We start from the raw sequence: 21,368 nt of genomic DNA, 5'->3' as shown, positions 1-21,368 counted from the left end.
CGGGAGTGGGGCACACTTCGACGGATGAGCGCCGTTGCCTGGATCGCCGTGGGTTCACTGACCGTGTGGGTCTGGCTGCTACTGGGCCAGGGCTTCTTCTGGCGGACCGACCAGCGGCTCCCCGCCCGAAAGGACCCTGCGCGCTGGCCTTCGGTGGCCGTGGTGGTGCCCGCGAGGGACGAGGCCGAGGTCCTGCCGGTCAGCCTCACCTCGCTGCTCGCCCAGGACTACCCGGGGGACGCGGAGATCATCCTGGTCGACGACTGCAGCGAGGACGGCACGGGTGAGCTGGCGCGTGCGCTGTCCGCACGGTGCGGAGGACTGCCGCTCACCGTGGTGACGCCCGGTGAACCGGAGCAGGGCTGGACCGGAAAACTCTGGGCCCTGCGGCACGGGATGGCGCTGGCCAGGCAGCGTAAACCGGAGTTCCTGCTCCTGACGGACGCGGATATCGCCCACGAGCCGGACAGCCTGCGGGAACTCGTCGCCGCCGCCGGGACCGAGGACGCGGACGGGTTCGACCTGGTCTCGCAGATGGCCAGACTGCGGGTGACGAGCGTGTGGGAGCGGCTGGTCGTGCCCGCCTTCGTCTATTTCTTCGCACAGCTCTATCCCTTCCGCCGGGTGAACCGGAAGGGCGCGCGCACCGCCGCCGCGGCGGGCGGGTGCGTGCTGTTGCGGGCCGGCGCCGCGGAGCGGGCCGGTGTCCCGGACTCCATCCGCCAGGCGGTGATCGACGACGTGTCACTGGCGCGCGCGGTGCGCAGGACCGGCGGCAGGATCTGGCTGGGGCTCGCCGAGCGGGTGGACAGTGTGCGGCCGTATCCGCACCTGACGGACCTGTGGCGGATGGTCTCGCGCAGCGCGTACGCGCAACTGCGTCACAGCCCGGTCCTGCTGACGGGCACCGTACTCGGACTGGGCCTGGTCTACGTCGCGCCGCCGGTCACGCTGTGCGCGGGCCTGGCGACGCGCGACGTCGTGACGGCGGTGGCGGGCGGAGCGGCCTGGGTGGTGATGGCCGGGACGTATCTGCCGATGCTCGGGTACTACCGGCAGTCCTTCTGGCTGGCTCCTCTGCTCCCCTTCACCGCAGTCCTCTATCTGCTGATGACGGTCGATTCCGCGGTGCAGCACTACCGGGGGGCCGGTGCGGCCTGGAAGGGGCGGACGTACGCCCGCCCCGAGGCCGCGCCGGAACCCTGAGCCCGGCGGGCGGAGTCACTCCGGGCCGGGCGCCCGCCGTGGCCTCACTTCCGCCCGGGGGTCCAGTTCATGCCCCAGCCGTACGCGGCGTCGACGGTCCGCTGCGGACTCACCCCGCGCTGCGGGACGAGATAGCGGGCCTCGCGCCGGACCGTGAGGTCTCCTCCGCCGCCGGTGATCAGTGCGAGCGCGCAGACGGTGGACGGCACCGTGCACTCGTCCAGGGAGAAGTCGATCGCGGCGCCGTCCTGCGGCTGGAGGGTGACCGTGGCGTGCAGCTCGGCGAAGCTGCGGGCGCCCTCGTAGACGGTGACGAAGATCAGGACGCGGCGGAGCCGGTCCTTGTGGTCGAGGCTGACCGTGAGGTTCTCACCCGCGGAGGCCGCACCGGTGCGGTCGTCGCCGTCGAGGTGGATGTACGGCGGCTGCCGGAGAGATCCGAAGGCGTTTCCGAGCGCCTGCACGACTCCCTTGCTCCCGTCGGCGAGTTCGTAGAGCGCACAGAGATCGAGGTCGAGATCGGAGTGGTTGGCGACGGCCCTGCCCAGTTTCGCCCCCCAGCCCTTGAACTGCTTGCGCACCTCCCAGTTGAGATTGACGCGGAGCACCCCGGTCGTGCCGCCCTGTTTCGAGAGGGAGACCGTCGGCGCCTCCTTCGTCAGAGTGACCTTGGTCAGACGAACGGGCTGCGCGGCGGGCAGTGCGGCAGGGGGCGCGGGGGGCCGGGTGGGGGCGGGACGGTGCGTGACGGGCGGCGCAGGAGTTCGTGGAGCCGTCGCGGGCTGCTGCGGCTCGTCCACCGAGATACCGAAGTCCGTGGCGAGGCCCGCGAGCCCGGTGTCGTACCCCTGCCCCACGGCCCTGAATTTCCAGGCTCCCTGCCGCAGGTAGAGCTCGCCGAGGATGAAGGCGGTCTCCACCGTCGCGTCCGCGGCGTCGAAACGGGCGATCTCGGAGCCGTCCGCCTGGTCCACGATCCTGACGTGGAGCCCGGCCACCCGCCCGAAGGTGCCGCCGTCCGCCGAAGCCGCCACCACGACACGGTCGATGGACGGCTCCATCTGCCCGAAGTCGACCCCGAGGCTGTCGGTGACGACGTCCCCCGCCGTCCGCTTGCCCTCGTGGCGTACCGCGCCGGACCCGTGCACCGGCTGGTTGTAGAAGACGAAGTCGGCGTCGCTGCGCACCTTCCCGGACACCGTGAGGAGTGCCGAACCGTCCACGTCCGGTGTTCCGGGAGACGTGCGCCAGCCCAGTTCGACCCGCACGGCCCGTGCCGGCACCGCGACGTTGGTTCCCTTGTGCATGGTCATGCTCGCCCCCATCACGAGTTCGGCTGCCCGGAGAGCTCCCGCCAACCTGGTCCCCGGCCACCCGGGAGCCCACACTCACGGCGCGACGACGGCCGGCGATCCTCCGGCACCCCGTGAACCGGGTACCGGAACTCCGGGGCCGGTTCCTCAGCCCTGTTCCACCGCGTAGGCGATCGCCGTCCGGTGCTCCTGATGGCTGTCACGGCCGTCCCGCGCCCTCAGCGCCAGGTCCGAACCGAGTCTCCGCGCCAGTTCCCGGGCCTCGGGCCGGGGCGCCGCGCCCTCGACGTACTCCAGGAATCGCACCAGGGACTCGAGCTCCCCCGTGTGCAGCACCAGGTCGACGAGGTCCTGCTCCGGTTCGGTGAGGGCCGCGAGGACCCGCTCCTGGTAGGCCTCCGCCCGCACGCTCGCGAACCGGTGATCGAAGTACGCTCCCCCGGCCGCCGCCTCGTCCCCGATTCCGCGGAGCCTCGCGAGCAGTGCCTGCGGCTCCGCGCGTGGGGCACGGTAGAACGGCCGCTCGGCGCTGCCCGCGGCCGCGGGGTCCAGCCGCACCTCGGACAGGAAGGCCGCGACCCGCGCCGGAGCCGGCAGGAGGCCCGCGCCCATCCAGCGGGCCGAGTGCATGAGTCCCCGTCCGGAGCCGTGGGGGGTACGGAAGAGACACCATCCCGAGACGCCGCACCACAGAAGGCCCGCACCGCCCCCCTCGGCGGTCAGTCGTCGCTGAAACGCCTGCGTGAATTCCACGCTGCCCTCGACGTCCCCGTCGAAGTCGGCCTGGCTCGGGTCGTCGTACGAGCCGAAGGCCGAGATGCCGGCCACCGGCAGGCCCTCGTCGAGGAGTTCGACCGACACCGCCACCATGTAGTGGCCTATCGCGTCGTCGAGTTCCTCCCGAAGCCGTTGAACGCCGTCCTGGTCATACGTCACCATGGTTCTCCGAATCCGAGCGGGCGACGGGCTCGCCTTTCGTGAGGTTTCCCGGAAGTTGCCTGCTCACACAAGTTTCACCGGACGTGCCAGGGGGCGGGATGCAATTGCGTTGATCCGCGCTTCCCCGGATGCCACCGACTCCATCAGCCCTGAGTGCGCCTTCGCTCGGCTGCCTGTCGGCAGGCCGAAGGCCGGTGCGGCGGAAGCGGGGGATGGGAACAGCCGGTCCGCGGTCACCCTCCAAGCGGATCCGGCCGGGGGGGGCTCCGCCCTCGCATCCCGTCGTCGCCCGGGGCGCGGGGGGCCGAGCACGATCCTGGCGGCCCCCCGGTGACCATGGAGAAGGACGGCCGGGCTCCCGCCCTCGCCGGCGGATCCGGGCTCCTCGGTCACCCGCGGGTCACCGCGCCCCGCCCACGTTGAAGCCGGGCCGGAGGAATCGAACAGCGGGGGCTCTCTCCCCTGGGCCGCCGGGGGGGGGAACGCGGCCGGCAGACGTCGAGCAGTTGGCGGTTGTCGCCCTTTGTAGCGTACCCGCCACAATTTGTTAGCCCGCCCTCCGACGGAAAAGCCCGGCTGTTTACGGGGGCTTTAACAGCACCCTGACAGGTCGGACCGACAAAAGCAGCGTAAAACGGATAACCCCAAGATTGGGGCTCCCCAACCGGCACATCGTGGGCTTAACTTATGTGTCATGACCTCCCCCCGCTCCACCTACGGCAGCGGCTACTACGCCGCGCCGTCGTTCCCCGACACCCCGATCTACGACTCCCTGGTCGCAGAGCGGGGAACCCCTCAGATCGCGCCGATCCGAGTCCCCGCCGCCTACGACACCGGGAACAGCTACCTGCCGGCCCTGCCGTCGGCACTCCCGGCGCTGCCCGCGGCCCCGTCCCAGCCCAACGGGTCGTACGGCTACCCGCAGCAGACGTCGCAACCGCAGTACCAGAACGCCGGGATGCAGCAGGCCCCGATGATGCAGCCCGCACAGCTGCAGCACGCGCCCGCTCCGTACATCCCCCAGCAGCCTTCCGCGCCCCGCGGCTACCAGCAGCAGTCGCCACAGCCCCAGCGCCCCGGCACGGGGTACGAGGCCATGCGCCCCGCCTCCCCGCGGCCGGCGCCCGCCCAGTCTCCGTACGAGGACCCGTACAACCGTCCGTACCAGGGTGGCCGGGGGTACTGACCGGGCATCGCGGGTCGAGACTGGCAAAATGGAGGCATGCCTTCTCCCTCACTCGGTGCTGTGTACATTCATCCGGTCAAGTCGCTGGCCGCACGCGCGAGCGACGAGGCCGTCGTCGAGCCATGGGGACTCGACGGCGACCGCCGGTGGATGCTGATCGACGGCGACGGGAAGGTCGTCACCCAGCGTCAGCAGCCCCGCCTGGCACAGCTGTCCGCGAGAGCGCTGCCCGGGGGCGGCGTGGCCCTGTCGGCGCCCGGGAGCGCGCCGCTGGACGTCGAGGTGCCCGGAGCGGGTCCCACGGTCGTCGCGGAGCTGTTCCGCAGCAAGGTCGAAGTGGTGGAGGGCGGCGCGGCCGCACATGACTGGTTCAGCGCGCGCCTCGGTACGGAGGTCCGGCTCGTCCACCTCGACGAGCCGTCGTACCGCAGGCCCGTGGACCCGGAGTTCGGCCGGCCGGGCGAGACCGTGTCCCTCGCCGACGGATTCCCGCTGCTGCTCACGGCACGCGCCTCACTGGACGCGTTGAACACCCTGATCGGCCAGGGCGACCATGCACACGAGGGCCCGCTGCCGATGAACCGGTTCCGGCCGAACGTCGTGGTGGACGGCACGGGCCCCTGGGACGAGGACGGCTGGCGGAGGATCTCCGTCGGGGAGGTCGTCTTCCGCGTGGCCAAGCCGTGCGGGCGGTGTGTCGTGACCACCACCGACCAGGGGACGGCGGAGCGCGGCAAGGAGCCGTTGCGGACTCTCGCCCGCCATCGCCGGTCCGGGAAGGATCTGCTCTTCGGTCAGAACCTGGTTCCCGAGGGGACGGGCGTCATCAGGGTGGGCGACCCCGTGCGGGTACTCGGCTGACGCACGGACCACGCGGTGCTCCGGGAACTCTCGGGTACACGAGGCGTGTTGGCGTAGTGAGCTTGCTCTCTCTTCGGCGTCGGCGGACTTTTCCGGGGCCCTGCGGGGTTATCACGGACGGGAAGGGGGTGATGGCCGTGCAAGCGTTTCTGGGGCTCCGGCGGTGGCGGGGCAATCCTGTGTGCCGGGCCACCGATCGTCATGAGGCATGGGTCGCCCTGGCCGCGCTGCTGCTGATGGCCCTGGGGGCACCGGTGCTCGGCTGGCTGAGCGGTTCGCTCACCGACGACGCGCTCCAGCAGTCGGTGCGGACGCAGCACGCGCAGCGCCATCCCACTCCTGCCGTCGTCGTCCGCAAGGCCTCCGGCAGATCGCGGTTCGCCCAGGACCCCGAGTCCGCCGCCGTCACGGAGGACTCCAGCCGCACGTCCGTGGTGGCCGGTTGGCGCGCCCCCGACGGAACCGCGCGCACGGGCAAGGTGACGACGACGTCCGCCGCCACGACGCCCGGCGCCAGGATCCGGATCTGGACGGACGAGCAAGGGCTCCCCGCGACGCGTCCCATGGACTCCGCCACGGCGCGCACGCACGCCGTGCTGGCGGGAGTCGGCGCCACACTGGCCGGCGCGGGTCTCACGGAAACGGCACGGCGGCTCGTCGTATGGCGCATGATGCAACGGCGGTACAGCAGGCTGGACCGCGCCTGGGCCGAAGTCGGCCCCGACTGGGGCAGGACCGGCACGGGCAGCTGATCTTCGGGGTGCACGCAGCCCCCGCACACGCTCGAACAGGGCCCTTCGGCGGCCGACCAGTCAACTCGCGCCCGTCACGCGCGCTACGGTGGACCGGCCCGCCCGACTCCTCGGCAGGCGGGCCGGAGAGCCGACCCGCCACGGGCGGCTCGGGCGGACAGCACGAGGCAGCGCACACGGCACGAGGTGGGGGCACAGCAGCACCATGGCACAGGGCACGGTCCAGGTGACGCACACCGGCACATCGCGATGGCGCCGCCGCACGGGCGAATACGCTTCCCTCAACGCCGCCCTGGAGGCCGCAGCGGACGGTGACGTCCTCACCGTCGCTCCCGGAACCTACCGGGAGAACCTCGTCGTCTCCCGCGCGGTGACCCTGCGCGGCCCCGAGGGGTCCGTCGGTTCCGTGCGCATCGCTCCTGCGGACGGTGTCCCCCTCACCGTCCGCGCGTCCGCCGTCATCCAGGATCTGCACGTGGAGGGCCAGGACTCGGCGGCCCCCGCGCTGCTCGTGGAGGAAGGTACGCCCGAACTGTCCGATCTGCGCATCGTGACCAGGTCGGCCGCCGGCCTGGAGGTGCGAGGGGCGGCCAGGCCCACGGTCCGGCGCTGCACCGTCGACAACCCGGCCGGCGTGGGCATCGCCGTACTCGACGGCGCCGGAGGGGTGTTCGAGGAGTGCGAGATCGTCTCGGCGGGGCAGTCGGGCGTGTCGGTGCGCGACGGCGCCCATCCACGGCTCGAGCGCTGCCGCGTGCACCACTCCAGCGGCGCGGGACTGAGCGTGACAGGGGAGGGCAGCGCTCTGGAGGCGGTGGGCTGCGAGGTCTACGAGATCAAGGGCAGCGGGGTGCAGGTCACCTCGCGCGGAACCGCGCACCTGACGGAATGCACCGTGCACCGCACGTCGGCCGACGGCGTCACGCTGGACACCGACGCGGTCCTCACGCTCGCCGACTGCGACATCCACGACATCCCCGAGAACGCGGTGGATCTGCGCTCCCGTTCGGTGCTGACCCTGACGCGCTCCACGGTGCGCAGGTTCGGCCGCAACGGTCTCTCCGTGTGGGACCCCGGAACCCGTGTCGACGCCAATCAGTGCGAGATCCACGACAGCACGGGCGACTATCCGGCGGTCTGGGTGAGCGACGGGGCGACGGTCATACTCGACTCGTGCCGCGTCCACGACGTGCCCGACGCCCTCTTCGTCCTGGACCGCGGCTCGCGCGCCGATGTCGTGGACAGCGACCTGTCCCAGATCCGCAACACGGCCGTCTCGGTGAGCGACGGAGCGACCGCGCAGCTCGACGACTGCCGCATCCGCGAGGCGTCCACCGGAGCGTGGTTCCGGGATCACGGCAGTGGCGGCACCCTGAACAACTGCACCATCGACGCGGCTCAGACCGGTGTCATCGTCACCAAGGGCGCGGACCCGACGATCGAGCGGTGCACGGTCACCTCGCCCGCCGAGGCCGGCTTCTACGTGTCCGCGGAGGGCCGGGGCACCTTCGACAGCTGCCGGGTCACGGGCAGCGAGGGCTACGGCTTCCATGTCATGGACGGCTGCCGCTCGACCCTGACGCGCTGCCGCACCGAACGGTGTGCGCGTGGCGGTTACGAGTTCCCCGAGCCCTCGGCCCACGGGGACGGCCACGCCGGCGGCCCGGTCGCTCAGGACTGCACCAGCGACGAGAGCGGTGTGCGCCCCACCACCGCTCCCCCGGTCCTCGCCGTGCTGACGGCGACCCGTACGACACCGGGGCTGCTCGGTGCGATGCCCGGGCAGCGGGCCACCGAGCCTGAAGCCGTTCCCGCCCCGGCCCTGTCCGCCGGACCGGTGCGCGACTCCGGCGCCGTCCTCGGCGAACTCGACGCGCTGGTGGGCCTGGACAGCGTGAAGCGGGAGGTGCGGGCCCTGACGGACATGATCGAGGTGGGCCGCCGCCGCCGGCTGGCCGGCCTGAAGGCTGCCTCGGTGCGCCGGCACCTGGTCTTCACCGGCTCCCCGGGAACGGGCAAGACCACGGTGGCGCGGCTCTACGGCGAGATCCTGGCCTCGCTCGGGGTCCTGGAGCACGGTCATCTGGTGGAGGTGTCACGCGTCGACCTGGTCGGGGAGCACATCGGCTCCACGGCCATCCGCACGCAGGAGGCGTTCGACCGGGCGCGCGGCGGCGTCCTCTTCGTGGACGAGGCGTACGCCCTGTCACCCGAGGACTCGGGCCGCGACTTCGGGCGGGAGGCCATCGACACCCTGGTGAAGCTGATGGAGGACCACCGCGACGCGGTGGTGGTGATCGTGGCCGGTTACACCCACGAGATGGAGCGATTCCTCACCGTCAACCCCGGTGTGGCGTCGCGCTTCTCACGGACCATCACCTTCAGCGACTACCTGCCCGAGGAACTGCTGCGGATCGTCGGGCAGCAGTCCGAGGAGCAGGAGTACACCCTGGCGGACGGCACGGGGGAAGCGCTGCTCAAGTACTTCACGGCGCTTCCCAAGGGGCCGGCCTTCGGCAACGGGCGCACGGCCCGTCAGACCTTCGAGTCAATGGTCGAACGGCATGCGGGCCGGGTCGCCCAGCTCGCGGAGCCCAGCACCGACGACCTGACCATGCTCTACCCCGAGGACCTGCCCGAGCTGCCCTGAGCCTCCGCGCCGGCCTCCCGGGCCCCCGTCTGCTGGGGCACCACGGGCCCCAGCCGTTCCAGGAGTGCCGCCCGCTCCACGGCGAACACCGGGTCGGCCTGGTAGTCCGAGTGCCCCAGGATCGGTTCGGGAAGCGGGTGTTCGGGCGTACGGCCGTAGACCAGCGGGTCCTTCAGCGGGCCCAGGTCCACCTCGTGGCCCTGCCCCTCGTCGATGCCTACCGGGCCGCCGATCGGGTCCGTGGCACGCCACAGGTTGCGCCAGCAGTGCACGGAGCCGTGCAGCCCTTCCAGGGGGGCGCGACCGAAGTAGGCCGGGAACCAGCGTCCGTACAAGCGCTCGATCGGTGAGCCGTAGGTCAGCAGCGCGACCCGGCGCCTGGCCGTGTCGGGAAGCTGCCACACCGCCGCGGCGGCCAGGACACTGCCCTGCGAGTGGCCCGAGATGACGAGCCTGCCGCGGGTGCGGCCGGTCCACGCGCACATCCGGGACGAGAGGTCCGGGACGGCACGCTCGGCGTAGCAGGGCGGTGCGAAGGGGTGCGCGGCACGGGGCCAGAAGGTGCCGACGTCCCAGAGGACGCCGATGCTTCGGCGGGCCGAGACGTCGCGGTACGCGCGGCGGCCCCAGGTGACGAACAGTATGGCGCCGAAGCCGATCAGCCAGGATCCGGTGGCCTGGGCGGCTTCGGCCATCGATTCGAGGAAGGGACCCGCGTCGTCCATGGCCAGGCCGGGAACCCGGCCCGTCAGCCAGGAACCGGCCACCGCTCCGACACCCAGCAGCAGCGTGGCCCCGGAGAGCAGCCCCAGGATCCCCGGCGCCGAGTCCGTGAGGGCTGCCGTCGCCCTGATCCGCGCGATCCGCCGGGTCCTGCCCGGGTCGGGGCACGGCTCGCCGTACTCTGCCTCGATTCCGGGGCCCATCCGACGGGCGTGCCGCAGGGTGCGGACGGCAAGCCAGGTGAGAGGGACGAGCAGGAGCAGCAGGAGGACCGGGATGACCGACGCCTGCCAGCTGAGGAGCACGGGCGGACCCACTATCGCCGAGCCCGCGCCCATGCCCGGGGTGCCGGGGCCGTCGAGCCAGTCGGCCACGCGCTGGGAGACCCCGCCGGTCATCACACCACCGAGTGCGCAGGCCAGCATGGCGACGGCCGGCCCGCCCAGGCCACGCAGCGTGGTGCGCGGCTCGGGCCTGCGCCGGTGGAGCCGCAGGGCCACCGCCGCGAGTACGACGACGAGCAGACCCTGGCCGAGAGTGAGGGCACGGAAGGCCCACTCCCCGGGAAGCGTGCCGGAGGACACCCACTCGGGGCGCGACCAGCCGGCGTAGACCACCCCGGCCGCCAGCAGGGCCAGCGCGGTGCCGGGCAGGAAGGTGGTGAGCGCCCGGTCCAGACGGTTGTCGAGGCGCCGCTCGCTGCGGCCCCGGTGGCAGACCACGGCGACCACGATCAGCCCGCACAGGGCGAGACCGGTCTGGAACAGCACCCCGATCGCCCCGGGCACGGGGCTGCCGGCGTCGCGGTCGTGCCGGGCGGCGGCCACTCCGACGCTCGCCGCGACCGTGAGGAACCCGGCCGCGGTGTGAGCGGCGCGGAGCCGGGCCACGAGGCGGCGGCCGTACCAGAAGCCGGGCCGGCCGAGAGCCGGGCGCACCGGGGGGACGCCGGGGCGGGATGCCTCCCCGGTGTCCTCGGTCCCGTGCTCGTCCGTGTCCTCGTCGGCGGGTGTGCCGGTGCGGCCGGACTCGTCCGGGAGGAGCGGGCGCTGTGATTCGTAGGCACTCCAGGTGCGGTTGGACAGGTACCAGAGCAGGCCGACCAGGGCCGTGGGCACGGCCGCGGCGACGGCCAGCCTGCGGCCGGGCTGGGAGAACCATCCGTCCCGCCGGGTGGACAGGAACCCGAGCCAGGACCGCTGCCCCGAGCATCCGGGCGTCCCCGCGCACTGCCAGGCCACCAGGTCGAGGGCGACCTCGCAGGCCGCGGCGGTCAGCAGCACGGTGAGGCTGAGCGCGATCAGGCGCACGACGAGCCCGTACAGCCGGACCGTCCGGGGGCTCCCCTGCGAGGAGGGACGCATCCAGTGGGCGAGGTTGACCACCATGAACGGGAGGAGCAGCAGCCACAGGGCCCGGGAACCGTTGCCGGACGTGAGGTTGGACCAGCAGTAGGCCTCGGCGACGGGGCCTTCCCGGTGGCGTTCGGGGTGCTGCTCGGCGGCGACGTCCTCGGTGCGCCGGTAGATGGCCGCCGTGGCGTCACCGGTGATCCGGGTCGTGCGCGGGTCGCCCAGCATCTCCTGCGGGGTGGCCCCGCCGACACCGTGGACGAGCAGTTCCAGTGCGGCGCCGCTCGGGGCGGCCTGGGGGGCAGGGGGCAATTCCGTGACTCGCTCTCTGGATCCGGGCGCCTCATGGCGACGGGAGGGGGAAGGGCGGCTGGGCCCTGACACGCAGTCACCACCATCCCGGATGTGCGGTGCCCACCGCACCGCTCTCACCGAATCTCCCCAGTGCCCCACCCCGCAGGGGTGCGTGGCAGGATGAGGGCGTCCCGCAGGCCGCTGCCGGACCGTGTGGACAGACGGAAGGGCCGGGCCCGGCGTTGAGCGAGAATCAGAACCTGCTCGCGGAGCAGCGGCGTGCGCTCATCCTCGACGACGTGCGCAGGCGCGGCGGGGTCCGGGTCAACGAGCTGACCCGCAAACTGAGCGTCTCCGACATGACCATCCGCCGGGACCTGGACGCGCTGGCGCGTCAGGGGGTCATCGAAAAGGTGCACGGCGGCGCTGTGCCGGTCGTCGAGGCGAGCACGCACGAGCCCGGTTTCGAGGCGAAGTCGACGCTGGAGCTCAGCGCCAAGGAGGACATCGCGCGCACTGCCGCCGCCATGGCCGCGCCCGGCAGCGCGATCGCACTCTCCGGCGGTACGACCACGTTCGCCCTGGCCGCGCATCTCGTGGACGTACCTGGCCTGACCGTCGTGACGAACTCGGTCCGGGTCGCCGATGTGTTCCACAGCGCGCAGCGGCCGACGGCGGCGGGGGGCGCGCGGGCCGGTGCGGCCACGGTGGTGCTGACCGGTGGGGTGCGTACGCCCTCGGACTCGCTGGTCGGTCCGGTCGCGGACCGTGCGATCGGCTCTCTGCACTTCGACGTCCTGTTCCTGGGCGTGCACGGGATCTCCGTCGAGGCGGGTCTCTCCACGCCGAACCTCGCGGAGGCCGAGACGAACCGGCGCTTCGTGCGGGCCGCCCGGCGGGTCGTGGTCGTGGCCGACCACACCAAGTGGGGCACAGTGGGGCTGAGTTCCTTCGCGGCGCTCGACGAGGTGGACGCGTTCGTCACGGACGCGGGCCTGCCGGACGGCCTCCGCCAGGAGATCGAGGAGCACCTTCCGGGGCTCGTGGTGGCGGGCGAGCCGTCGGACGGGGAGTAGGTACGCCACGACGGGCCAGGATCCTCCGCTCCCCGCCTCACGGGCGCCGGACGTCCTAGGATCGGGCTGTGGCCGTATTCCGTATCGAACGTTCCTCGCCCCTCCCCGCCGCCGAGGCGTGGCGGCGGGTGACGGACTGGGAGCGGCACGGCGACACGGTTCCGTTCACCTCGGTCACGGTCCGTACGGGGCCGCGCACGCGGCCGGGTACGGTCTTCGTCGCCCGCACCGGTCTGGGTCCGCTGGGCTTCGACGATCCGATGGAAGTGGTCCGGTGGACCCCTCCGGCGTCCGGCCGCGCGGGCCTGTGCCGGCTGGAGAAGCGGGGCTCCCTGGTGCGTGGGCAGGCCTCGATCGACGTGTATCCGACAGGCTCGGGCTCACATGTGATCTGGGTCGAGGAACTGCGCGTACGGCTGCTGCCCCGCTGGGCGGATCCCGTGCTGGCCGGGGCCGGCCGACGGGTCTTCGGGCGGGCCCTTCGCATGCTGCTCGACGACTGACCGCTCTCCGGCTCCGCGGGCCGGCCGACGGCGGGAGCGGGGACACAGGTGTACCGCACACTCGGGGTTCCCCACGAGGGGCGGTGCGAGGGCCGGTGAGGTATTCCGGACTCATGGGCTTGTGGCAGTGGATCGACGGCCTGCGGGACGGCGACCGGCCGAGCAGGGCACTCGTCGCGGTGCCGTTCGTCCTGATCGCCGTGGTGACCGTGGTCGATGTCAACGTGCCGCCGGAGGTGCATCTCGGGCCGTTCCTCGTGGCGGCACCTGCGCTCACCGCGTCGTTCGCCGGTCCCCGCCCGACGGCCTTCGTCGGCGCGGTAGCGGTGCTGGCCCAGGCGATCGTGGCCGTCAGCCGGTCCAGCATCACCGACCTGAATCACATGTACCAGATCGTCGCCCTGTTCCTCATCTCGGCGATCGTCACGTTCTTCGCCCACCTGCGGGTACGCAGTGCCGCGGAGATGGTGCGGCTGCGGACCGTGGCCGTAGCCGCTCAGCGCAGCGTGCTGCGGCCTCTGCCCCTGTACAGCGGCCCGCTGCGCCTCGCCTCCGTCTATCTGGCGGCCGAGGAGGGGGCCCAGCTCGGGGGCGATCTCTATGCCGCCGCCCGGACGGACCGGGGGACGCGTCTGATCATCGGCGATGTCCGCGGCAAGGGCCTCGACGCGATCAGCGGCGCCGCGGGGGTGCTGGGCGCCTTCCGGGCGCTGGCCCGCCAGGAGGAGCACCTGCCCGACCTGGTCGCCCGCCTGGAGACCGGTGTCGCGGCCCACCGGATCGACTCGCTGAACGAGAACGACGACCGGACCGAGGAGCACGACATCGCCGAGTCCTTCGTGACAGCCGCCGTGCTGGATGTTTCCGACGAGGGTCACGGTCTGCGGCTCGTCAGCTGCGGGCACCCGCCGCCCCTGCTGCTGCGGCAGGGCCGGGTGCGGGCGCTGCACGCGACGGAGCCGGGGCCTCCGCTCGGAGTCGGGCCCCTGGCGGGGGCCCGCCCCACGGAGGACGTGTTCGCCTTCCGCCCCGGCGACATGCTTCTGCTGTACACCGACGGAGTCACCGAGGCGCGGGACGCCTCGGGGCGCTTCTATCCGCTCGCCGAGCGCGCGGCCTCGTGGACCGGTCTCGGCCCGGAGCACCTGTTGGAGCGGTTGTGCGCGGACCTGCTGCGGTATGCGGGCGGCCACCTGGGCGACGACGCGGCCGCCGTCGCCGTCCAGCGGCTCCCCGGCCCGGGATGACCGGTACGGCGGTACGGCGCGGGCGTCACCCGGGGGCACACGGGACGCGTCGAGCGACCCGGGGCTGTCCCCCTGACCGGTACGCGCGGACGCGACCGGGCCCTGTGCGCCCGACGGTCAGGCGGGCCAGCTGCCGGTGGCCAGGAAATGGTCGATCGTCTCCGTGTACGGGCGGATGTCCATGTCCTGATCCCCGAGCCAGGAGTCGGAGTAGTACTTGTCGAGGTAGCGGTCGCCCGGGTCGCAGAACAGTGTGACGACGCTGCCGGTGCTGCCCCGCGCGACCATCTCGGCCACCAGCCTGAACGCGCTCCACAGCCCGGTTCCCGTCGAGCCCCCGGCCTTGCGCCCGATGGCGCGCTCCAGCACCCGGACGGCGGCGACGCTCGCCGCGTCGGGCACCTTCATCATGCGGTCGATGGCACCGGGCACGAAGCTCGGTTCCATTCGGGGGCGGCCGATGCCCTCGATGCGTGAACCCCGGTCGCTCGTCGCCAGTTGGTCGTGCCGGGTCCAGCCGTCGAAGAAGCAGGAGTTCTCCGGATCTGGCACGCAGATGCGTGTGTCGTACTGCATGTAACGGACGTAGCGCCCGATGGTCGCGGACGTGCCGCCGGTCCCGGCGGTGGCGACGATCCAGGCGGGCTCCGGATACCGTTCCATCCGCAACTGCTGGTAGATGGACTCGGCGATGTTGTTGTTGCCCCGCCAGTCGGTGGCACGCTCGGCGTAGGTGAACTGGTCCATGTAGTGCCCGCCGGTCTCGGCGGCGAGGGCAGCCGATTCCTCGTAGAGCCGGCGCGCGTCGTCGACGAAGTGGCACTGTCCGCCGTGGAATTCGATCAGCCGGCACTTCTCGGGGCTGGTGGTGCGCGGCATCACCGCGACGAACGGCACGCCGATCAGCTTGGCGAAGTACGCCTCCGAGACGGCGGTCGAGCCGCTGGACGCCTCGATGACCGGCTTGCCCCTGCGGATCCAGCCGTTGCAGAGCCCGTAGAGGAACAGCGACCTGGCCAGCCGGTGCTTGAGGCTGCCGGTGGGGTGAGTCGACTCGTCCTTGAGGTAGAGGTCGATGTTCCAGTGCTCCGGCAGCGGGAAGCGCAGGAGGTGGGTGTCCGCCGAACGGTTGGCGTCGGCCTGGACCTTGCGTACGGCTTCCTTGAGCCAGGCCCGGTAGTCGGGGTCACTGCGGTCGGTGTCCACGGTCGCCACGACGCCACCGTCCGTTCTCGGCTCACTGGTGTCCATCAGCGGGGTCTCCTTCGCGTACCTGAGGTGCTCCGGAGCTCCCACGATATGCCCCCCACCTGCACAAACGTTTACTTTGACCGCCCATAGCCCTCCCTTGGCCCCGCACCCCGCAGCCCTGCGGTCCGGACCGCGGAACCGGCCTCGTCGCGGTCTGGTGCGCAGGCCCGCGGCCGGGCAGACTTGCAGAAGACGGTACAAGGGGGGCGAAGTCGTCATGGCCGAAACGGAATTCAGCGCTGCGGAGTTCGACACAGCCGAGTTCGTCGCGAACGACGTCAGGATCCAGCGGTGGGCACGGTCGCTCACCCGGGCGGGACAAGTGATCGTCAAGGACGGGCGGCTTGCGCTGCTCACGAGCAACGGCCGGGAGATCGACAGCGCGCCGCTCTCGGCGGTGAGCGCCGGGAAGCCCTGGTTCCTGTCGGCCGACTCCGCGATCGCGCGGCTCAACGGGGTCCGCTACCGGCTCACGATGGGGCAGCGCAACCGCAGGCCCGGCGGGGCCCTTCCGGTCCGCAGATTCCTGGAGGCGCTGCGGAGTGCCACGGGGCGGCAGTCCTGACCTCCGGGGCCGCCCCGGCGTGAACACCGCGCGCGGCGGACGGTCCCGGCGTCGTGCCGGCACAGCGAGGCGTCCGGCCGCCGCCAACGCTGCGGCACACCGCGGGCACCGCGAGTTGCGGAGCCCAACCCCCTGAGTCACGCTGGTCACACGTCACTGATGGTGCACCGACGGTAACAGCGAAAGCCGGACCGCCGGAAGCCGCTCAGGGCGGACCACGCATGACCAGAAACAGCAGTCAGCCATCTGCTGGATCCGCTTCTTCGTCTTCTTCCGGACCTATTTCGGGGAGTCGCAGCCGTGATCAGCGAGCCAAGCAGGCACTGCGCGGTGGAGCTCCAGGCCCTGCCGTCGCGGATCGGTCAGGTCCGCAGAATCATTTCGGCACAACTGCGCTACTGGCATCTCGATCCCCTGATCGACCATGCCGCGCTAGGTGTCACCGAACTGCTGACCAACGTCCACCGGCATGCACAGCCGGACAAATCGTGCACCGTCGAGATCGAGCTCCTGCTCGACCGGCTGACGGTCTCCGTCCACGACCACGACCCCCGGCTGCCGACCGTGTGCGACGCCGATTCGTCCGCCACCTCCGGGCGCGGACTGGCGATGATCGCCGCGGTCAGCGAGAGCTGGGGCATACGACCGAGCGATGACGCGGGGAAGGTCATCTGGTTCACCCTTCCCGCCCCATCCTTCACCAGCGCTCTGCCCACTCTCCCGGTGTACGGGTCGACGACCGACGGCCCCTTCGCCACGGACCTGGCGGGCCTCCTTGAGCCCACAGCGGTAAGAAAGCGGGCCCGGTCGACCGTCGTCGGCTGACGGGCCCGGGCGGCGCACTCCACGGGCACCCCGACGGAGCGCATCGCCACGAGCGCACAGGAGCGCGCCGGCCCCCGGACCGGCGCGCTCCCACGTCGCCCCCCCCTCACTCCCCGGCGGTCACGCCGCGCCGTCCTTGCCGTAGCGGCCGTAGGGCTCGTCGAGCACGGAGAGCCTGCGCCAGTACTCCTCCTCGTCGATCTCACCCGCGGCGAAGCGCCGCCCCAGAAGGGCGACCGGTGCACGCTCGCCGAGCGTTGCACGGTGTCCGGCGCGCGTCCGCCACCCGCCACCACCCCGCCACACGGTCCGCCGCAGCACCGTGACTGCGCCGACGACGACGGCCGCCCAGATGACGGGGAAGAGGAGGATCCAGGGCCCGGGTCCTCCGGTATACGCAAGGGTGTTCATCTCGGTCAGCTCCTCGGTGACGACGTCGTCGGGTTTTCCCGTCACCTACGAGCCTGTCTCCGGGCGGCCGTCAGGGCGTCGTACGGTCGGCGGCAGTGCGCGTACGCCTCCGGGAGCAGGCGGCCGGCATCTGCCTGCTCCCGGACGGGTCCGCCGAAGTCCGCACTTCTGTACCTACTGGTATGTACAGTGCCGGCATGAGCACTCCGGACCGGTTGATCGAGGCCACCCAGGAGCTCCTGTGGGAGCGGGGTTACGTGGGTACGAGCCCCAAGGCGATCCAGCAGCGGGCGGGAGCCGGCCAGGGCAGCATGTACCACCACTTCGCGGGCAAGCCCGACCTGGCACTGGCGGCCGTGCTGCGCACGTCGGCCCGGATGCGGGAGACCGCCGGAGCCCTCCTCGACGGCCCCGGGTCGGCCTACGAGCGGATCTCGGCCTATCTGCTGCGTGAGCGTGAGGTGCTGCGCGGCTGCCCGGTCGGGCGGCTGACCATGGATCCCGACGTGGTGGCGAGCGACGAACTCCGCGCCCCGGTGGACGAGACGATCGCCTGGCTGCGGGAGCGACTGGCACAGATCGTCCAGGAGGGTCTGGACAGCGGGGAGTTCGGCGCGGGGCTCGCACCGGGGGACATCGCCGCCTCCGTCGTGGCCACGGTCCAGGGCGGCTACGTCCTGGCCCGGGCCTCGGGCTCGGCGGATGCCTTCGACGCCGCGGTCCGGGGGCTGCTCTCCCTGCTCGACCCGCCCAACCCGCCCCCGGCCTGAGGAGCACAGCGTGCACGCCATGCAGTACGAGATCACTCTGCCCGCCGGCTACGACATGGGCATCATCCGCGAGAGGGTCGCGACGAGAGGGCATCTCCTGGACGACTTTCCCGGACTCGGCCTCAAGGCCTACCTGATCCGCGAGCGAGGCCCGGACTCACCGGTCAACCAGTACGCCCCGCTGTATCTGTGGTCGGCCCCGGAGGGCATGAACGCGTTCCTGTGGGGCCCCGGATTCCAGGGGATCGTCGACGACTTCGGCCGCCCCGAGGTGCAGCACTGGACGGGGCTCTCCTACCAGGAGGGCTCCGTGCCGACGGCACTCCCCCGCACCGCCGTCCGACGCCGCGAGACGATCCCCGGCACGGCCGCGCCCGCGCAGGCCGTCCAGGCCGCGATCGAGGAGGGCGCACGGACGGCAGCACATCCGGGGGCCGTCGCCACCGTGACCGCCGTCGACCCGCGCCACTGGGAGCTGCTGCACTTCTCCCTCTGGGACCACGAGCCACCCGGACCGCTGCCCGGTGACCGCTACGAGATCCTGCACCTGTCGGCGCCGGAACGCGACCGGCCGGTCCGCGGCAGGCAGTGGTGAGCCGGGCCCGTTCGATTCGGGGGGCAGTTGCCGGTCGGGGGCGGCACGAGGGTGCCGGAGACAGCGGGCAAGCCCCATCTGCTGCGGCGGCTGCGCCCACAGCCGGTGACGACGCTCGGCGAGGAGGTCCCAAGGCGATGCTCGCAGCACGTCCGGCACGGGCGTTCGCCCTGTCGGAGGTCTGATCCGCTCCGCACCACCCGTCTCCCGCCGGGAGGGCGGGCGGTCAGGCCAGCGCCGCGAGCGGGTCGTCGAGCACGGGCTGCCAGGCCAGTTCGGCGGCACCCACCAGGCTGTTGTGGTCGAGGGTGCACGCGAGAATCGGCACACTGCCGCTGCGGCCCCAGAGGCTGCGGTCGGCGACGACCGCCCGCAGCCTCTCCGGGTCGGCCTCCAGAAGGTCGCGGTGCAGCCCGCCCAGGATGATCCGGTCCGGGTTGAGGATGTTGACCAGGCCCGCGAGGCCGAGGCCGAGACGGTCGATCAGCTCCTCGGAGGCCGCCCGCACGTCCGGGTCGTCGTACTCGGCGCGCAGGAGGTCGCCGGACTGCTTGAGCAGGGACTCCTCGGGGCCCGGTTCCCGGCGGGCGGCCGTGAGGAAGGCCAGCGGGTCCGTCTCGACGTCGAGGCAGCCGCGTCCGCCGCAGTGACAGGGGCGCCCCTCGGGGTTCACCGTGAGGTGCCCGACCTCCAGGGCGAGCCCCGAACTCCCGGTGTGCAGGCGGCCGTCCAGGACGAGCGCGCCGCCCACGCCGCGATGACCGGTGGCGACGCACAGCAGGTGCTGCGCGCCGAGTCCCGCGCCGTGCCGGTGCTCGGCGAGGGCCGCGAGGTTGACGTCGTTCCCGGTGAAGGCGGGCTGGGTGATGCCCGCCTCGCGTACACACGCGGCGAAGATCTCCCGGACGGGCGCACCCGCGGGCCAGGCGAGGTGCAGGGGGTTCAGCGCCGTGCCCTCGGGTTCGGCCACCGCCGAGGGGACGGCGAGCCCCGCGCCGACGCAGCGCAGTCCGCTCTCGCGCAGCAGCCGGGCGCCGGCCTCGACAACCTCGCCGAGCACCTGGGCGGGGTCGGCCATGACGGCGACGCAGCCGGGGGCGGTGGCCACGATTCTGCCCCCGAGCCCGACGAGCGCGGCCCGGAAACCGTCGGAGTGGACCTGGGCGGCGAGGGCCACCGGACCGCTGTCCAGCACGGAGAGCCGGTGGGAGGGGCGCCCCTGCGAGCCGGCCGCTGAACCCGGGCTGGAGTCGACCTTGATGAGCCCGAGCGCTTCGAGTTCGGCGGCCACCGCGCCGGCGGTGGCACGGGTGACGCCGAGTTCGGAGGTCAGCACGGCACGCGTGGGGGCGCGCCCGGTGTGGACCAGCTCCAGGGCGGGCCCGAGCGCGCTGCGGCCCCTCTCCAACTTCGTCCGCGTGGTGGTCGACTTGCCGTTCATGGGGGCGAGTCTCCCATGATCCGGAGCCGCTGCCGACGCTGCGGCATCCTGCGGCGTTCACCGGCCGGCCACCGCGACGACCGTCTTGCACGCGCCATGGGTAGGCCTCTATGCTCACTTTGTGCCGCAACGAAACAAACTGCGGACGGCCCTGCCGGGGGGATTTGACGGAAGCACCGCCCCACCCTCCTTCACTCGCCTCCGTACCGCGCTGACCGTTTTCTTCGCCCTCGACGGCTTCCTGTTCGCGGGATGGGTGGTCCGGATCCCCGCCATCAAGCACCGGACCGGAGCGACAGCGTCCACTCTGGGGCTGGCCCTGCTCGGCGTCTCCGCGGGCGCGGTGATCACCATGATGCTCACGGGCGCCCTCTGCCGCCGCTACGGCAGCCACGTCGTCACCGTGATCTGCGGCGTACTGCTGTCACTGAGCATCGCCCTTCCCGCGCGGACGGGTTCGGCCCTCACGCTCGGTCTCGTCCTGCTGGTCTTCGGTGCGGCGTACGGCGGCATGAACGTGGCGATGAACAGCGCGGCGGTCGATCTGGTCGGCGCCATGCGCCGCCCGGTCATGCCGAGCTTCCACGCCGCCTTCAGCTTCGGGGGCATGGCGGGCGCGGGGCTCGGCGGCCTGGTCGCCTCCCGCCTGTCACCCGGGAGCCACCTCCTGGCCCTCACCGGCTTCGGGATCCTCGTCACCGCGATCACCGCCCCCGTGCTCCTCGGCGGCCGGACGACGGCCGCGGCACTCTCGCAGGAACGGGGTGACGATGCCGCGGCACAGCCGCACAGGATGAGCCCGCACACCCGCCGGGTCGTGGTCCTGTTCGGTGTCATCGCCCTCTGCACGGCGTACGGCGAGGGCGCACTGGCGGAATGGGGCGCACTGCACCTCAGCCAGGACCTGCTGGCCGATCCCGGCCTCGCCGCCGCCGGGTACTCGCTGTTCGCGCTCACGATGGCCATCGGGCGGCTCACCGGCACCACGCTGCTCGAACGGTTCGGGCAGACCCGCACGCTCGTGGCGGGAGGGACGACCGCTGCCGTCGGGATGCTGTTCGGCGCACTGGCCCCGACCGCGTGGCTCACCCTCCTCGGCTTCGCCGTGGCGGGCCTGGGGCTGGCGAACATCTTCCCCGTGGCGGTCGGACGGGCCGGTGCGCTCGCCGGCCCGGGCGGAGTGGCCGCCGCCTCGACCCTGGGCTACGGCGGAATGCTTCTGGGACCGCCGGTGATCGGATTCCTCGCCGACTGGCTCTCCCTGCCGGCCGCCCTCACGACGGTGACGCTCCTCGCCGCCACCGCGGCGGTACTGGGCCTCGCCGCCCGCAACGCGGGAACACCTGAACGGATTGAGTAGGCGTACTCAGGCACCTGCCCCTGCCCCGGCGGACGATGGAGGAACCAC

At 72.2% G+C, this 21,368-nt stretch carries 19 protein-coding genes; 13 read left to right on the top strand and 6 right to left on the bottom strand.

Going from position 1 to position 21,368, the window contains the following annotated elements; all coding sequences use genetic code 11:
• Nucleotides 1-24 precede the first annotated feature (24 nt).
• Nucleotides 25-1,206 (top strand): glycosyltransferase, encoded by a 1,182-nt coding sequence (locus OG206_RS29075; RefSeq protein WP_327121278.1) that lies wholly within the window; start codon nt 25-27, stop codon nt 1,204-1,206.
• Between the two features lie 44 nt (nt 1,207-1,250).
• Here the strand turns inward: OG206_RS29075 and OG206_RS29070 are convergent, their stop codons facing one another.
• A complete protein-coding gene (locus tag OG206_RS29070; protein ID WP_327122434.1) occupies nt 1,251-2,531 on the bottom strand; it encodes a TerD family protein in 1,281 nt (426 codons plus the stop codon).
• A gap of 135 nt (nt 2,532-2,666) precedes the next feature.
• Nucleotides 2,667-3,458: a hypothetical protein gene (locus OG206_RS29065; protein ID WP_327121276.1), complete on the bottom strand. Its 792-nt coding sequence runs from the start codon at nt 3,456-3,458 to the stop codon at nt 2,667-2,669.
• Nucleotides 3,459-4,152: 694 nt separating this feature from the next.
• Between OG206_RS29065 and OG206_RS29060 the strand changes: the two genes are divergently transcribed.
• The 4 genes from OG206_RS29060 (at nt 4,153) to OG206_RS29045 (ending at nt 8,907) form a co-directional block, all read left to right on the top strand.
• Nucleotides 4,153-4,644: a DUF6643 family protein gene (locus tag OG206_RS29060; RefSeq protein WP_327121274.1), complete on the top strand. Its 492-nt coding sequence runs from the start codon at nt 4,153-4,155 to the stop codon at nt 4,642-4,644.
• Nucleotides 4,645-4,680: 36 nt separating this feature from the next.
• A complete protein-coding gene (locus OG206_RS29055) occupies nt 4,681-5,505 on the top strand; it encodes an MOSC domain-containing protein (RefSeq protein WP_327121272.1) in 825 nt (274 codons plus the stop codon).
• A gap of 131 nt (nt 5,506-5,636) precedes the next feature.
• A complete protein-coding gene (locus OG206_RS29050) occupies nt 5,637-6,257 on the top strand; it encodes an Rv1733c family protein (protein WP_327121270.1) in 621 nt (206 codons plus the stop codon).
• 205 nt (nt 6,258-6,462) lie between these two features.
• A complete protein-coding gene (locus tag OG206_RS29045; RefSeq protein ID WP_327121268.1) occupies nt 6,463-8,907 on the top strand; it encodes a right-handed parallel beta-helix repeat-containing protein in 2,445 nt (814 codons plus the stop codon).
• Here the strand turns inward: OG206_RS29045 and OG206_RS29040 are convergent.
• The gene (locus OG206_RS29040; protein WP_327122433.1) at nt 8,877-11,210 is read right to left on the bottom strand and encodes a hypothetical protein; all 2,334 of its coding nucleotides are present in this window, start codon (nt 11,208-11,210) and stop codon (nt 8,877-8,879) included. The genes OG206_RS29045 and OG206_RS29040 overlap by 31 nt on opposite strands.
• A gap of 308 nt (nt 11,211-11,518) precedes the next feature.
• Between OG206_RS29040 and OG206_RS29035 the strand changes: the two genes are divergently transcribed.
• The 3 genes from OG206_RS29035 (at nt 11,519) to OG206_RS29025 (ending at nt 14,102) form a co-directional block, all read left to right on the top strand.
• Nucleotides 11,519-12,352, top strand: coding sequence for a DeoR/GlpR family DNA-binding transcription regulator (locus OG206_RS29035; protein WP_327121266.1), 834 nt, complete (start codon nt 11,519-11,521; stop codon nt 12,350-12,352).
• Between the two features lie 68 nt (nt 12,353-12,420).
• On the top strand, nt 12,421-12,855 hold the full coding sequence (locus OG206_RS29030; protein WP_327121264.1) for an SRPBCC family protein: 435 nt from the start codon (nt 12,421-12,423) through the stop codon (nt 12,853-12,855).
• A gap of 113 nt (nt 12,856-12,968) precedes the next feature.
• Complete coding sequence (locus OG206_RS29025) at nt 12,969-14,102, top strand: PP2C family protein-serine/threonine phosphatase (protein WP_327121262.1); 1,134 nt, start codon at nt 12,969-12,971, stop codon at nt 14,100-14,102.
• Nucleotides 14,103-14,219: 117 nt separating this feature from the next.
• Here the strand turns inward: OG206_RS29025 and OG206_RS29020 are convergent, their stop codons facing one another.
• Complete coding sequence (locus tag OG206_RS29020) at nt 14,220-15,353, bottom strand: PLP-dependent cysteine synthase family protein (RefSeq protein WP_327121260.1); 1,134 nt, start codon at nt 15,351-15,353, stop codon at nt 14,220-14,222.
• 217 nt (nt 15,354-15,570) lie between these two features.
• Between OG206_RS29020 and OG206_RS29015 the strand changes: the two genes are divergently transcribed.
• Nucleotides 15,571-15,918, top strand: coding sequence for a hypothetical protein (locus OG206_RS29015; protein WP_327121258.1), 348 nt, complete (start codon nt 15,571-15,573; stop codon nt 15,916-15,918).
• Nucleotides 15,919-16,218: 300 nt separating this feature from the next.
• Complete coding sequence (locus OG206_RS29010) at nt 16,219-16,743, top strand: ATP-binding protein (protein WP_327121256.1); 525 nt, start codon at nt 16,219-16,221, stop codon at nt 16,741-16,743.
• Nucleotides 16,744-16,863: 120 nt separating this feature from the next.
• On the opposite strand, the gene OG206_RS29005 is transcribed toward OG206_RS29010, so the two are convergent.
• Complete coding sequence (locus OG206_RS29005) at nt 16,864-17,154, bottom strand: SHOCT domain-containing protein (RefSeq protein WP_327122432.1); 291 nt, start codon at nt 17,152-17,154, stop codon at nt 16,864-16,866.
• Nucleotides 17,155-17,351: 197 nt separating this feature from the next.
• Between OG206_RS29005 and OG206_RS29000 the strand changes: the two genes are divergently transcribed.
• Nucleotides 17,352-17,924 (top strand): TetR/AcrR family transcriptional regulator, encoded by a 573-nt coding sequence (locus tag OG206_RS29000; protein ID WP_327121254.1) that lies wholly within the window; start codon nt 17,352-17,354, stop codon nt 17,922-17,924.
• A 10-nt stretch (nt 17,925-17,934) separates the two neighbouring features.
• On the top strand, nt 17,935-18,519 hold the full coding sequence (locus OG206_RS28995) for a DUF4865 family protein (RefSeq protein ID WP_327121252.1): 585 nt from the start codon (nt 17,935-17,937) through the stop codon (nt 18,517-18,519).
• Nucleotides 18,520-18,745: 226 nt separating this feature from the next.
• Here OG206_RS28995 and OG206_RS28990 read toward each other — a convergent pair whose 3' ends face one another.
• Nucleotides 18,746-19,960: an ROK family protein gene (locus OG206_RS28990; protein ID WP_327121250.1), complete on the bottom strand. Its 1,215-nt coding sequence runs from the start codon at nt 19,958-19,960 to the stop codon at nt 18,746-18,748.
• 121 nt (nt 19,961-20,081) lie between these two features.
• Between OG206_RS28990 and OG206_RS28985 the strand changes: the two genes are divergently transcribed.
• On the top strand, nt 20,082-21,320 hold the full coding sequence (locus OG206_RS28985; RefSeq protein ID WP_327121248.1) for an MFS transporter: 1,239 nt from the start codon (nt 20,082-20,084) through the stop codon (nt 21,318-21,320).
• Nucleotides 21,321-21,368 lie beyond the last annotated feature (48 nt).

The sequence above is a fragment of the Streptomyces sp. NBC_01341 genome (genome assembly GCF_035946055.1).
In the GTDB taxonomy this organism is placed as follows: Bacteria; Actinomycetota; Actinomycetes; order Streptomycetales; family Streptomycetaceae; genus Streptomyces.
The sequence above is the reverse complement of the archived record's forward strand: the minus strand, read 5'-3'. Positions and strand labels throughout refer to the sequence as shown.

Excerpts from the sequence above, each read along its gene's own strand:
- OG206_RS29075 (WP_327121278.1), top strand. The coding sequence starts at position 25 with ATGAGCGCCGTTGCCTGGATCGCCGTGGGTTCACTGACCGTGTGGGTC.
- OG206_RS29070 (WP_327122434.1), bottom strand. The coding sequence starts at position 2,531 with ATGGGGGCGAGCATGACCATGCACAAGGGAACCAACGTCGCGGTGCCG.
- OG206_RS29065 (WP_327121276.1), bottom strand. The coding sequence starts at position 3,458 with ATGGTGACGTATGACCAGGACGGCGTTCAACGGCTTCGGGAGGAACTC.
- OG206_RS29060 (WP_327121274.1), top strand. The coding sequence starts at position 4,153 with ATGACCTCCCCCCGCTCCACCTACGGCAGCGGCTACTACGCCGCGCCG.
- OG206_RS29055 (WP_327121272.1), top strand. The coding sequence starts at position 4,681 with ATGCCTTCTCCCTCACTCGGTGCTGTGTACATTCATCCGGTCAAGTCG.
- OG206_RS29050 (WP_327121270.1), top strand. The coding sequence starts at position 5,637 with ATGGCCGTGCAAGCGTTTCTGGGGCTCCGGCGGTGGCGGGGCAATCCT.
- OG206_RS29045 (WP_327121268.1), top strand. The coding sequence starts at position 6,463 with ATGGCACAGGGCACGGTCCAGGTGACGCACACCGGCACATCGCGATGG.
- OG206_RS29040 (WP_327122433.1), bottom strand. The coding sequence starts at position 11,210 with ATGCTGGGCGACCCGCGCACGACCCGGATCACCGGTGACGCCACGGCG.
- OG206_RS29025 (WP_327121262.1), top strand. The coding sequence starts at position 12,969 with ATGGGCTTGTGGCAGTGGATCGACGGCCTGCGGGACGGCGACCGGCCG.
- OG206_RS29020 (WP_327121260.1), bottom strand. The coding sequence starts at position 15,353 with ATGGACACCAGTGAGCCGAGAACGGACGGTGGCGTCGTGGCGACCGTG.
- OG206_RS29015 (WP_327121258.1), top strand. The coding sequence starts at position 15,571 with ATGGCCGAAACGGAATTCAGCGCTGCGGAGTTCGACACAGCCGAGTTC.
- OG206_RS29005 (WP_327122432.1), bottom strand. The coding sequence starts at position 17,154 with ATGAACACCCTTGCGTATACCGGAGGACCCGGGCCCTGGATCCTCCTC.
- OG206_RS29000 (WP_327121254.1), top strand. The coding sequence starts at position 17,352 with ATGAGCACTCCGGACCGGTTGATCGAGGCCACCCAGGAGCTCCTGTGG.
- OG206_RS28990 (WP_327121250.1), bottom strand. The coding sequence starts at position 19,960 with ATGAACGGCAAGTCGACCACCACGCGGACGAAGTTGGAGAGGGGCCGC.